Raw genomic sequence first — 12,646 nt, 5'->3', positions numbered from 1 at the left:
GAGGACGGGACGCAGTGCACCCGGCTCCCGCTCAGGCCGTTTTCTGGCGGCCGGCGCGCCAGCCGCCGTAGAGCGCGATCAGGCCCGGCACCAGGATCAGCGCCCAGATGATCTTGTCCAGATTGGCCTGCACCCAAGGGAAATTGCCGAAGAAGTAGCCCGCCGTGCAGATGCCCAGCACCCACAGCAGCGCACCGCCCACGTTGAACGCCGTGAACTTCGCCCGGCCCATTTCGGCCACGCCGGCCACGAAGGGCGCGAAGGTGCGGATGAAGGGCATGAAGCGCGCCAACACGATGGTGACGCCGCCGTAGCGTTCGTAGAAGTCGTGCGCCTGCTGGAACGCGCGCCGGTTGAACCAGCGCGAGTCGGGCCACTGGAACACCTTGGGCCCGAAATAGCGCCCGATGGTGTAGTTGCACTGGTCCCCAAGGATGGCGGCCGCGATCAGCACGGCGCAGGCCAGCGGAAAGTTCATGAGCCCCGCACCGCACAGCGCACCGACGATGAACAGCAGCGAATCGCCGGGCAGGAGCGGCATCACCACCACACCCGTCTCGACGAAGACGATGAGGAACAGCAACGCATACACCCACGGGCCGTAGGCGCTGACGAAGGCCGCCAGGTGCTTGTCCACGTGCAGGATGAAGTCGATCAGGAACTGGATGATTTCCAAGGGCGGACCTTCTGAGGAAAGTGGGATGGCGGGATTGCCAATGCGGCGCGTACTCTAACCGCACTGCCTAGAATGCCGGGCAATGACCACAGAGCCCACCCTGCGCCGACCGATCCGCGACCTGCCCGACGAACTCATCAGCCAGATCGCGGCCGGCGAGGTGGTCGAACGGCCCGCCTCGGCCGTGCGCGAACTGGTGGACAACGCGCTCGACTCCGGAGCCACCCAGATCGCCGTGCGCCTGCTGGCCGGCGGCGTGCGGCTGATTTCGGTGGAAGACGACGGCAGCGGCATCCCCCAGGAAGAACTGCCGATCGCCCTGCGGCGCCACGCCACCAGCAAGATCACCAATCTGCACGACCTCGAGTCCGTGGCCACCATGGGCTTTCGCGGCGAGGCCCTCGCCGCCATCGCTTCGGTGTCGGAAATGGCCCTGCTGTCGCGCACCGCGGAGCAGGCCAGCGCTTTCCTGCTGGATGCGCGCAGCGGCGAGCTGCGGCCCGCCGCACGCAGCCAGGGCACGACGGTGGAAGTGAAGGAACTGTTCTTCGCCACGCCAGCGCGGCGCAAATTCCTCAAGACCGACGCGACCGAACTGGCCCACTGCATTGAGGCCGTGCGCCGCCACGCGCTCGCCCGTCCCGATGTGGGCTTCGCCATCTGGCACGAAGGCAAGCTGGTCGAGCAGTGGCGCGCCACCCTGGCCGCTGGCGACGCGTCCGATGGCGCGCTGCAGCAGGCGCTCGACCGGCGGCTGGCCGACGTGCTGGGAGACGACTTCCTCGCGGAATCGGTCGCCGTGCGCCACCGCCACGGCGCCATCACGGTGACCGGCCGCGCCGGCCTGCCGGATGCGGCCCGCTCGCGCGCCGACCAGCAGTTCTGCTACGTGAACGGCCGCTTCGTGCGCGACAAGGTGCTCACGCACGCCGCGCGTGCCGCCTACGAGGACGTGCTGCACGGGCAGAAGCAGCCCGTGTATGCGCTGTACGTGGCCATCGACCCGCTGCGGGTGGATGTGAACGTGCACCCCACCAAGATCGAGGTGCGCTTCCGAGACAGCCGCGAGGTTCACCAGGCCGTGCGCCATGCGGTGGAGAACGCCCTGGCCGTGCCCCGTGCCCAGGCACTCGCCGCGAGCGGTGCCACCGAGACGGCGCCAGGGGCGGCCGCGCAGGCGCCCGCTCCCGGGATGGCGCCCGGCTGGAAGGCGCAGGCGGCGATCCGGTTCGATGAGCCCGTGGTCGGCCACCGGGTGACCGACCTGCAGGCGCTGTGGGGATCGCCGAAGGGGCCCGGCGTCGGCGCACAAGACGGCGCCTTCCCGGCCAGCGTGCAGGAGCCGCGCGCCGAATGGGGCCATCCCGGCGCAGCCGGCGCCGCGGCGGCCGGCACCGTTGCCTGGACTCCGCCCCCCTCTCTGCAGACCATTCCCCCTTCAGCGGCCGACGTGACGCCTGCGCCGCCCGCGCCGGACGACAACGCGCCGGCCTGGCCCCTGGGCCGGGCCGTGGCGCAGATCCAGGGCGTCTACATCCTGGCGGAAAACGCCCACGGCCTGGTGATCGTGGACATGCACGCCGCGCACGAACGCATCGTGTACGAGCGGCTCAAGGCGCAGGTGGACGGCACCGAACGCATCGCCAGCCAGCCGCTGCTGATCCCCGCGACCTTCGCCGCCACGCCGCAGGAAGTGGCCACGGCCGAAGCCCAGGCCGACACGCTGTCGATGCTGGGGCTGGAGATCGCCCCCTTCTCCCCGAAGACGCTGGCCGTGCGCGCCGTGCCCACCTCGCTGGCCCAGGGCAATGCGGTGGAACTGGCACGCAGCGTGCTCGCGGAGTTGTCAGCACACGACGCCAGCACCGTGGTGCAGCGCGCCCGCAATGAAATTCTGGGTACGATGGCCTGCCACGGCGCGGTGCGCGCCAACCGCCGGCTCACCCTCGATGAAATGAACGCCCTGCTGCGCCAGATGGAAGTCACCGACCGATCCGACCAGTGCAATCACGGCCGCCCCACCTGGCGGCAACTGTCCATGCGCGAGCTGGACGCCCTCTTCCTGCGCGGACGCTGATCCCCGGGCGCCGCAGGCCATACGGATCCCACCCATGCCACTGCGCCGCCACCACCCCCATCACCTTCGCTCCGCCTGCCAGGGCTATGGCGTGGCGGCCCTGGCGGCCATCGCCGCCGTCACGCTACCGGCCCACGCGGGGCGGCCCCTCACGGTGGACGACGCCGGCGTGAATGCCCCCGGCGAAGGGCACGTGGAAGTGTGGTGGGAGGGCGTGCACCGCGACCGCGGCGCCTTCTACGTGGCGCCGGCCTATGCCCCGGTGGCGCTGCCGGGTCTGGAACTGGGCGCCCTGCTGGCGCGCGATCTGGACGGCCGCGCCACGGTGCAAAGCGTGGTGGCCAAATGGCAGTGGACGCCGCCGCCCGAGCAAGGCTGCCATGCGGCCAGCAGCGTGGGCCTGTGGCACACCCACCGGGAGCCGCGCAGCACGCGGGCCCTCAACCTGCTGGGCACCTGCATCGCCAGTTGGGGGGCCGTGCACGCCAATGCCGGCACGCTGCACACGCCCGACCACCGCTGGCTGCCCACCTGGGGTGCCGCGGTCGAATCCACCTGGGGCGCGGTCACGGCGCACATCGAGGCGTTCGGACAGCGTGGCAGCCCGCCCACCTTCCAGACCGGCGCGCTGTGGGAATGGACACCGGGCTGGCAACTGGACGGGGTCGTCGGGCGCCGGCAGGGCCGGACCCTGCTGAGCATCGGCGTCAAGCACAGCTTCTGACGCGCCCCGAAACGGTGGCCTGCCGCCGGCAGGCCGTCGACCGAGGGATCAGTCGTCCCGCGCCGCCTTGGCATGGTCGGGGAAGTCGGCGAACACGCCGTCCACGCCCAGGCGGTAGAACATGCGGTATTCGGCCTTCGGGTCGCCCTTGAAGTCGGAAGCCAGGCGGCGCGCCTCGCTGCGGAAGGTGTACGGATGCACGAAGAGGCCGGCCGCGTGCGCGTCGGACACGACGGAGGTCGCGGGCATCATCACGCGGTCGCGCTCGTCGATCTTGCCGTCGCCGTTCAGGTCGTCGGGCTGGCCGTCCTTGTTGTCATCCACCAGCTTCGAGGGGATCAGGTACGGCTTCCAGGGGCCGATGCCGTCCGCATACGTCCTGACCTCCTTCAAGCCCGCAGGGGTCAGCAGGCTGGCAAACGTGCGCTGGTCGCCGGCCACGGCGAAGTCATAGGGCTTGTCGTAGGGCGCGGTCAGGTCCATGCTGCCGTCGGCCTTGATGTCGTTGGCATCCACCAGTTGCACCAGGCGCACCTGGGTCTTGGTGCGCAGGTACTTGAGGTTGGACACTTCGAACGACTGCAGGATGACGGGCGACGCCGCGGTGGTGTAGCCGTACTGCGAGAGCGTGGTGAGCAGCCGGTCCTCGAGCTTGAGGTTCAGGTTGGCGTGGTAGGTGGGGTGCTTGGTTTCGATGTACACGCCCACGGTGCGGCCCACGCGCGTGCCTTCGGACCGGGCGAGGTCCAGCACTTCGGCCAGCGTCGGGATCTGGTACTTGCCGTTGAACGACTGGTCGCGCTCGGCCAGGGGCTGGATGGCGCGCAGGGTCTTGATCTCCGCCAGGGTGAAGTCGGAGGCGAACCAGCCTTCTTCCTGAACGCCATCGACCATCTTCTTGGTCTTGCGGCTGGCGAATTCCGGGCGCTGCGACACGTCGGTGGTGCCGGTGATGTTGGGCTCGTGCCGTGCGATCAGCACACCGTCCTTGGTGGCCACGAGGTCCGGCTCGATGAAGTCCGCGCCCAGCTCGATGCCCTTCTTGTAGCCTTCCAGCGTGTGGTCCGGCAGGTAGCCGGCGGCACCGCGGTGGCCGATCACCAGGGGCTTGGCGCCGTTCAGCGTGGGGAAATCATCGTCGTTGCCGCCACAGGCGGCCAGGGCGGCAGCGGCGGCCAGGGCCAGCGCGGCCCCTTTGAAACCAGACAGGTGCATTGCTCTACCTCGTTGATCGTTGAAGTGCGCCACTGTGGAGGCGCCACATGACAGGACGGTGACTCGGGGAACTTTGTCGCGGCAGCGGTATCCCGGCGCCGAACGCACCGTTGTTGTGCGTTGTTGCCCTCCTTTGCCCCCGGAGTGCGCATCCTACGGGCCACCCCGTCCGGCCGTCACGGCCTATCGATGCTGCGCTGCAGCGTCAATCGGCGCTTTTCCGGGCTCCGGCCCTGGGCAGCGGCGCCGAAATCAGGCCATATCTCCAGCACAATCCGGATGTAACAAAGCGCATCGACGGGCGCGTTTCTTGCAAAAGCCGGAAAAGCCGGGGATTTCCCGATTTGCTATTGAAAAGTGAGCAACCAAGGCAATCAAGACGCCGGCATACCCGCTGAAACACTGCCATAGAACTTTCCCGACACCGCGGCACTCAGTCCTACCCATGAAACGCTGGCCCCTCCTTTCATCCATCGCCCTCGCCATGGCCGTCACGGCAGGTTGCGCCACCCTCGACGCCAAGCAGCGCGAGTGGATCTTCCAGCCCAGCGACCGTGCCTGGGGCGGTGCCCAGTCCACCGACGACATGGAAGATGTCTGGATCGCATTCGACTCGCAAGCCACCGGCAAGTCCGAGAAGCTGCACGGCCTGTGGCTGCCGGCCGCCAAAGCCGATGCGCCCGTGCTGCTGTACCTGCACGGCGCGCGCTGGAACGTGTCGGGATCGGCAGGCCGCATGCGGCGCATGCAGAGCATGGGGTTCTCGGTGCTGGCGGTCGACTACCGCGGCTTCGGGCGCAGCAGCGCGGCCCTGCCGTCGGAGACCACGGCCCTGGAGGACGCCCGCGCCGCGTGGAACTGGCTCGCGCAGCGCGCGCCCGACCAGCCGCGCTACATCTTCGGCCACTCGCTCGGCGGCGCCATCGCCATCGACCTGGCGGCGATGGTGAACGACGAGAAGGGCACCATCGTGGAAGGCACCTTCACCAACATCCCCGAGGTCGTGGCCACGTTCAAATGGGGTTGGCTGCCGGTGTCGGGCCTCATCACGCAGCGCTTCGAGTCGGCGCGCAAGGTCGCGCACATCGGCTCGCCGCTGCTGGTGGTGCACGGCAGCGACGACAGCCTGATCCCGCCCACGCTCGGCCGCAAGCTGTACGACGCCGCCCAGGAGCCCAAGCGCTTCGTGCTGGTGGAAGGCGGCACGCACCACAGCACGAACACGGTGGGCGAGCCGCAGTACCGCGCCGCGCTGGCGGACCTGTTCCAGGTGTACTGATCCGGCCGGCGTGCGCGGCGACGGCCATCTGCGCTCCCGGTCGGGTGGCGCCCATCTGGTAGGCTCGCCCGCATGTCCGTCCCCCCTTTCGCTGCGGCGGGCCAGGAGCCGCCGGCCGTGGCCGTCGCGCCGGGTCTGGCCATCACCGTGCTCGCGCTGCTGCTGAGCCTGCAGCCCGTCACCACCGATCTCTACCTGCCTGCGCTGCCCTCGCTCACGCGCAGCCTGGACGCACCCGTGGCGTCCGCCCAGCTCACGCTCAGCGCGCTGCTGCTGGCCTTCGGATGCTCGCAACTCGCCTGGGGGCCGCTGTCGGACCGCTTCGGCCGCCGGCCGGTGCTGCTGGCGGGTCTTTCCATCTACACCCTGGCATCCATCCTGAGCGTGCTTGCCCCGTCGATGCAATGGCTGATCGGCTGGCGCGTGGCGCAGGGCGCGGCCATGGGCGCGGTGGTGATGTGTGCCCGCGCCATCGTGCGCGACCTCTACACGCCGGCGCTGGGCGCGCGGGCGATGTCGCGGGCCCTCACCGGGCTGGGCATCGCGGCCAGCCTGTGCGCACCGGTGGGCGGGCTGCTGACGGAGTGGCTGGGCTGGCGCGGGGCGCTCTCGGCCCTCACCGCCTACGGCGCGGCCACGCTGGCCGTGGTCGCCCTGGGCCTGCCCGAGACGCTGGCGCGGCGCAACCCGCACGCCCTGCGGCCGGCCACGCTGGCACGCACCTGGGCCACGGTGCTGCGGCACCGCACGTTCTGGGCCTATTCGCTGCTGACCACGGCCAGCTACGGCGGGCTGTTCACGTTCCTGGCGGCATCGTCGTTCGTCTTCATCGAGGCCCTGGGACTGTCGCGACCCCAATACGGCGCCGTGCTGCTGTCGACTGCGCTGGCTTACCTGGTGGGCACCGTGCTCTGCCGGCAGTTGCTCGCGCGCCTGGGCGTGCGGCGCACCGTGGCGGTGGCCGGCGCCGTCAGCCTGCTCGGCGGCACGCTGATGGCCGCGGCGGCCTTCGCCGGCTGGCATGCGCCGCTGGCACTGCTGCTGCCGATGTGCGTTTTCATGGTGGCGCATGGCATCCACCAGCCCTGCGGGCAAAGCGGTGCGGTGGGCCCGTTTCCGCAGGCGGCCGGCGTGGCCTCGGCCCTGAACGGCTTCATGATGATGCTGGTGGCCTTCGCCGTGGGCCGATGGGTCGGCGCGCGGCTGGACGGCACCGTGTGGCCGCTGGTGCACGGCGTGTGGGCCTGCTCGGCCGCGCTGGCGCTGACCGCCTGGACGCTGGTGCAACGACACGGAGAGCCCCATGCGCCTGCCTGAGACGCTGCCCTGCATCGCGCTGGCCGGCCCCACCGCCTCGGGCAAGACGGCGGGCGCACTGGCGCTGGCCGCATCGCTGGCGCCGCATTGCCCGGTGGAGATCGTGAGCGTCGATTCGGCGCTGGTGTACCGCGGCATGGACATCGGCACGGCCAAGCCGACGCCCGCCGAACTGGCCGCGGTGCCGCACCACCTGATCGACATCCGCGACCCGTTGCACGCCTACAGCGCGGCCGAGTTCGTGGCCGACGCGAGCCGCCTCATCGCGCAGATCCGCGCCCGCGGCGCGCTGCCGCTGCTGGTGGGTGGCACCATGCTGTACTTCAAGGCCCTGCTGGACGGCATCGACGACATGCCGCCCGCCGACCCCGCCGTGCGTGCCGCACTGGAGGCCCAGGCCGCCGCCATCGGCTGGCCCGGCATGCACGCCGAACTGGCCCGCGTGGACCCGATCACCGCCGCGCGCCTGGCACCGGCGGACAGCCAGCGCATCCAGCGCGCGCTGGAGGTGTGGCGCATCGCAGGGCAGCCGCTGTCGAGCTTTCATACGATTAAAAAAGGAGCAGAAGACGGCGCCAATACGGCGGTGGATGCCCTTTTCTCTCTGGAACCCGAAGACCGCGCCTGGCTGCACGGGCGCATCGCCCAGCGCTTCGACGCCATGCTGGACGCGGGCTTCGTCGATGAAGTGCGCCGGCTTCGGGCGCGCGGCGACCTGCACCCCGACCTGCCCTCCATGCGCTGCGTGGGCTACCGCCAGGCCTGGGAGGTGCTGGATGCCGAGGCGGCCACCGGCACACTCGACGTGGCAGGCCTGCGCGAACGCGGCATGGCCGCCACCCGCCAGCTTGCCAAGCGCCAGGTGACCTGGCTGCGCAGCATGCCGGCACGCCACGCCATCCCCTGCGATGCCCCCGGCGCCACCGAACGGCTGGTGCAGGCCGTGCACCGGCGGCTGGCCGACGAGGCCGCGGCATGAGCGCCGCACCGCCCAGTACCGCCGGCTCCGCGAACGCCGTGCTGCGCGTCGAACAACTGGGCAAGCGCTACGGCGAGGCCGACGTGTTCGCGCAGGTGGACCTGGCCGTGCACCCGGGCGAGTTCGTGGCCATCGTGGGCGAATCGGGTGTGGGCAAGTCCACGCTGCTCAATTGCCTGGCGGGCCTCGATACCTGGGACACGGGCCGCATCGTGCACGGCGGCACCGACCTGTCCACGCTGGACGACACGCAGCGCGCCCTTTGGCGGCGCGCGCACGTGGGCTTCGTGTTCCAGGCCTTCCATGTGCTGCCGCACCTGGACGTGGCGCAGAACGTGGCGCTGCCGCTCATGCTGCTGGGCCGCACCGATCCGGCACGGGTGGCGCACATGCTGGCCGCCGTGGGCCTGGAGGGCCTGGGCGATCGCTTGCCCCAACAACTGAGCGGCGGGCAACTGCAGCGCGTGGCCATCGCTCGCGCGCTCGTGCACCGCCCCGCCCTGCTGCTGGCCGACGAGCCCACGGGCAACCTCGACCCCGCCACGGCCGCCCGCGTGATGGACCTGCTGCTGGCCCAGACGCGCGAACACGGCGCCGCGCTGGTCCTGGTCACCCATTCGGACTCCGCCGCAGCCCGGGCGGACCGGCGGCTGCGCCTCACGGCCAGTGGCATGGCACCTTCCGCCGGCCAACCCGGTCCGGTTGTGCCGCCCACGACCTGACTTGCACCGGCCTCCATTCCCATGCTCCGCCTGCTGCGCACCTTCTCCTGGCAGGAACTGCGCCACCACCCCTGGCGCGCCGCAGCCGCCGTGGCCGCCGTCATGCTGGGCGTGGCGTTGGCCTTCGCGGTGCATGTGATCAATGCATCGGCCCTGTCCGAGTTCGCGCAGGCCGTGCGCAGCATCAACGGCCAGCCCGACCTGGAACTGCGCGCCACGCAGGGCAGCCTGCCCGACGCGCTGTATGGCCCGGTCGCCACGCACCCGCTGGTGGCACGCGCCGGGCCGGTGCTGGAAACGTCCGCCCAGGCCAGCCTGCCCGGAACGGCGGGGTCCGCGGCGGTGGCCTTGCGCGTGCTGGGCGCCGACGCGTTGCTGCTGCCGGCGATGGCCCCCGCCCTGGTGCCCAGGGCCTTCGAAGGCGCCGACCGGCTGGCGCTGCTGGCGCCGGCCACGGTGTTTCTGAACGGCGCGGCCCTGCAGGCACTGGGGCTGCGCGGCGATGCCGTGGTGCCGGCACTGCAGCTGCGCACGGGCCTGCAGGTGCACACGGTGCGCGTGGCGGGCACGGTGGCTGCGGGCGGCGCGCCGCTGGCCGTGATGGACATCGGCGCGGCGCAGGACCTGTTCCAGCGCGGCGGGCAACTGAGCCGCATCGACGTGCAGCTGCGCCCCGGCGCCAGTGCCGACGACTTCCGCCAGGCGCTGCAGGCCCTGCCCGGCGCATCGGCCGGTGTGGCCGTGCTGCAGCCCGGGGATGCCACCGCGCGCACCAGCAACCTGTCGCGCGCCTACCGCGTCAACCTGACCGTGCTGGCACTGGTGGCGCTGTTCACCGGGGCCTTCCTCGTGTTCTCGGTGCTGGCCCTGAGCGTGGCGCAACGCGCGCCGCAGTTCGCCCTGCTGGCCGTGCTGGGCGCCACGCCCCGACAGCGGCAGGCCCTGGTGCTGGCCGAGTCGGCGGCGCTGGGCGCGGCAGGCAGTGCCGCGGGCATCGCGCTGGGCACGGCACTGGCGGCCCTGGCGCTGCGCTGGCTCGGCGGCGATCTGGGCGGCGGCTACTTCGCCGGCGTGCAGCCGGCCCTGCAATGGAGCGCGCCGGCCGCGCTGCTGTATGGCCTGCTGGGCCTGGCCGCAGCGCTCGTGGGCGGCTGGTGGCCGGCCCGCGCGGCCCAGCAGTTGCCGCCCGCGCAGACGCTCAAGGGCCTGGGCGCGGCACTGGGCGGATCGCAACGCGGCGGGCTGGCGCTGCTGCTGATGGCGGGCGGCGCGTTGCTGGCCGGCGCGCCACCCGTGTTCGGCATTCCGCTGGCCGCCTATGCCTCGGTGGGCCTGCTGCTGGTGGGCGGCATTGCCCTGCTGCCGTGGATCGTGGGCGGGCTGCTGCGCGGGCTGGCCCCCCTGGCCGGGCGGCACCTGCTGCCCTTGCTGGCGCTGGAGCGCGCCCGCCGCACGCGTGGCACCGCCGCCGTGGCGGTGGGCGGCGTGGTGGCCAGCCTGAGCCTGGCCGTGGCGCTCACGGTGATGGTGAGCAGCTTTCGCGGATCGGTCGGCCAGTGGCTGGATGCGGTGCTGCCCGCGCCGCTCTACCTGCGCCTGGCCAGCACGGCGGGAGCCACCGCCGGGGTGGACGATGCCGCGGCCTTTCCCCCCGGGTTCGACACCGCGGTGGCCCGGCTGCCGGGCGTGGCGCGCGTGCAGGCCCTGCGCACCAGCAGCCTCTTGCTGGACCCCGCCCGCCCCGCCATCGCACTGCTGGCCCGGCCGCTGGAAGGCGACCCCGCCCAGGCGCTGCCGCTGGTGGGCACACCGCTGCCCGTGCCGCCGGGGCGCATCGGCGTGTACGTGAGCGAGGCCGTGCTTGACCTGTACGGCGTGCAGCCCGGCATGGACTGGCCGGCGCTTTCACAGTCTTTTCGGCCGCTGGCGCAAGAAAGCTCCCGGCAGGTTGCTCCTTTTTTCATAGCAGGCGTGTGGCGCGACTATGTGCGCCAGTTCGGCGCGGTGACGCTGGACCGTGCGGACTTCGTGCGCCTGACCGGCGACACGCGCACGAACGACCTGGCGCTGTGGCCGCAACCGGATGCGGACGAGACGGCGCTGCGCCAGTCGATCGAGCGGCTGGCCAGTGCCTCATCGGACGCAGCGGCAGCGGGCGGCGCGGCGATCCCGACGGGGGGCGCGCTGGAATTCGCGTCGGCGGCGGGCATCCGCGAACGCTCGCTGCGCATCTTCGACCGCAGCTTTGCCGTCACCTACTGGCTGCAGGCGGTGGCGATCGGCATCGGCCTGTTCGGCGTGGCCGCCAGCTTCAGCGCCCAGGTGCTGGCGCGGCGCAAGGAATTCGGGCTGCTCGCGCACCTGGGCCTGACGCGCCGGCAGGTGCTGGCCGTGGTGGCCGGGGAAGGCGCCGCGTGGACCGCCATCGGCGCCGTCGCGGGCACCGTGCTGGGCCTGGCCGTGTCAGTGGTGCTAGTGCACGTCGTCAACCCCCAGAGCTTTCACTGGACCATGGACCTGCGGGTGCCATGGCTGCGGTTGCTGGCCCTGTGCGCGGCCGTGCTGGCCACCGGCACGGTGACCGCCTGGCTGGCGGGGCGCGCGGCCGGGGGACGGCAGGCGGTGCTGGCCGTGAAGGAAGACTGGTAGGCGGGCTGACCTGCATCAACGAACGTGTGTGATCTGGCCTTCGCCATGGGCGTTTTCCCGAGTGATGCACCATCGTCACAGGCGTTAAATTTTGTTTGCAAGACAGTATTTATTTAGCGATGATGCGGCGTCGATAGTCAATTAGAAAACCGCAATGCGGACTCACACGGACATGGCTGACCGGGCAGGAGTGACCCGGTCGTCGAGCCTGTCCGGTCAAATCAAGGAATTCGGTATGAAACAAGCTCTCGGGCGGCTCCTGGTTGGGTTGGCGACCGCTTTGGTCCTGTGCAGCCCCGCTGCCGCGCAATGGGTCTTTCCGCCCGGTTCGTCGCTCGACGTTCCCGCGGGAGGCCAGACGGATCTGGGCTGCTCCGCGCTCGACATGCAAGGCACGCTGAACCTCAATGGCGGCACGGTGACCGTGGACACCGACGCCACCTTCAGTTCGGGCTCCAATGTCACGGGCAGCAATGGCGTCATTTCGGTGGGTGGCAATCTCATCTCCGGCGGCAACATCAATACCGGCAACAACACCGTGGTGCTGCGCGACGGCTGCGATCCCGGCAACACCAGCCAGATCAGCGGCAACTTCGTGTTCCAGAACCTGACCATCTCCAGCACCACCGGCCGCACCTTCGTGCTGCCCGCCGGCACGAACATCACCGTGCTGGGCACGCTCACCGTGCAGGGCGCGCCGGGGCAGAACGTGCAGCTCGTGTCGTCCAGCGGCAGCACGGCGGTGGTCAACCTGGGTCCCAACGCCACCGTGGTGCGCAACTTCGCCACTGTGACCGGCACCGTCCAGATCGGCGCCGCAACCGCCGTGGCAGCCATTCCGACGCTCAGCGAGTACGGCCTGATGCTGCTGTCGCTGCTGATCGGCATGGCCATGTTCTGGAAGCGGCGCGACATCGCGGCCCCTTCCCGCCGGATCGGCTGACGGGCATCGCCAGCCGATCCAACGCTAGAAAAACATTCAACACACTGCTAGACAAGAGAGGGTTT

General features: G+C 70.8%; 10 protein-coding genes. 8 read left to right on the top strand and 2 right to left on the bottom strand.

Translation table 11 applies throughout. The annotated features are described in order from the left end of the window. Positions 1 to 31: 31 nt before the first annotated feature. The gene (locus R1Z03_RS10610) at positions 32 to 676 is read right to left on the bottom strand and encodes a DedA family protein (RefSeq protein WP_317359439.1); all 645 of its coding nucleotides are present in this window, start codon (positions 674 to 676) and stop codon (positions 32 to 34) included. 82 nt (positions 677 to 758) lie between these two features. Here R1Z03_RS10610 and mutL point away from each other — a divergent pair, with 82 nt between their 5' ends. Both mutL and R1Z03_RS10600 read left to right on the top strand, forming a co-directional pair. Continuing rightward, a complete protein-coding gene (mutL, locus tag R1Z03_RS10605) occupies positions 759 to 2,753 on the top strand; it encodes a DNA mismatch repair endonuclease MutL (protein ID WP_317359437.1) in 1,995 nt (664 codons plus the stop codon). Between the two features lie 34 nt (positions 2,754 to 2,787). Further along, entirely contained in the window at positions 2,788 to 3,477 is a 690-nt protein-coding gene (locus tag R1Z03_RS10600) for a hypothetical protein (RefSeq protein ID WP_284430119.1), read from the top strand. A gap of 48 nt (positions 3,478 to 3,525) precedes the next feature. On the opposite strand, the gene R1Z03_RS10595 is transcribed toward R1Z03_RS10600, so the two are convergent. Beyond that, positions 3,526 to 4,692, bottom strand: coding sequence for a glycerophosphodiester phosphodiesterase (locus R1Z03_RS10595; RefSeq protein WP_317359434.1), 1,167 nt, complete (start codon positions 4,690 to 4,692; stop codon positions 3,526 to 3,528). Between the two features lie 445 nt (positions 4,693 to 5,137). Between R1Z03_RS10595 and R1Z03_RS10590 the strand changes: the two genes are divergently transcribed. The 6 genes from R1Z03_RS10590 to R1Z03_RS10565 all read left to right on the top strand — a co-directional run bounded on the left by R1Z03_RS10590 (position 5,138) and on the right by R1Z03_RS10565 (position 12,581). Continuing rightward, entirely contained in the window at positions 5,138 to 5,971 is an 834-nt protein-coding gene (locus R1Z03_RS10590) for an alpha/beta fold hydrolase (protein WP_317359431.1), read from the top strand. A 72-nt stretch (positions 5,972 to 6,043) separates the two neighbouring features. Next, on the top strand, positions 6,044 to 7,288 hold the full coding sequence (locus R1Z03_RS10585) for a multidrug effflux MFS transporter (protein WP_317359429.1): 1,245 nt from the start codon (positions 6,044 to 6,046) through the stop codon (positions 7,286 to 7,288). Continuing rightward, the gene (miaA, locus tag R1Z03_RS10580; protein ID WP_317359427.1) at positions 7,275 to 8,267 is read left to right on the top strand and encodes a tRNA (adenosine(37)-N6)-dimethylallyltransferase MiaA; all 993 of its coding nucleotides are present in this window, start codon (positions 7,275 to 7,277) and stop codon (positions 8,265 to 8,267) included. The genes R1Z03_RS10585 and miaA overlap by 14 nt, the downstream gene beginning before the upstream one ends. Beyond that, positions 8,264 to 8,989 (top strand): ABC transporter ATP-binding protein, encoded by a 726-nt coding sequence (locus R1Z03_RS10575; RefSeq protein ID WP_317359425.1) that lies wholly within the window; start codon positions 8,264 to 8,266, stop codon positions 8,987 to 8,989. Before miaA ends, R1Z03_RS10575 begins: the two co-directional genes overlap by 4 nt. A gap of 21 nt (positions 8,990 to 9,010) precedes the next feature. Continuing rightward, positions 9,011 to 11,638: an FtsX-like permease family protein gene (locus R1Z03_RS10570; protein ID WP_317359422.1), complete on the top strand. Its 2,628-nt coding sequence runs from the start codon at positions 9,011 to 9,013 to the stop codon at positions 11,636 to 11,638. A 235-nt stretch (positions 11,639 to 11,873) separates the two neighbouring features. After that, complete coding sequence (locus tag R1Z03_RS10565) at positions 11,874 to 12,581, top strand: IPTL-CTERM sorting domain-containing protein (protein ID WP_284430112.1); 708 nt, start codon at positions 11,874 to 11,876, stop codon at positions 12,579 to 12,581. Positions 12,582 to 12,646 lie beyond the last annotated feature (65 nt).

Origin of the sequence: Acidovorax sp. BLS4, assembly GCF_032929295.1 — a bacterium.
Lineage (GTDB): Bacteria > Pseudomonadota > Gammaproteobacteria > Burkholderiales > Burkholderiaceae_C > Paracidovorax.
The sequence above is the reverse complement of the archived record's forward strand: the minus strand, read 5'-3'. Positions and strand labels throughout refer to the sequence as shown.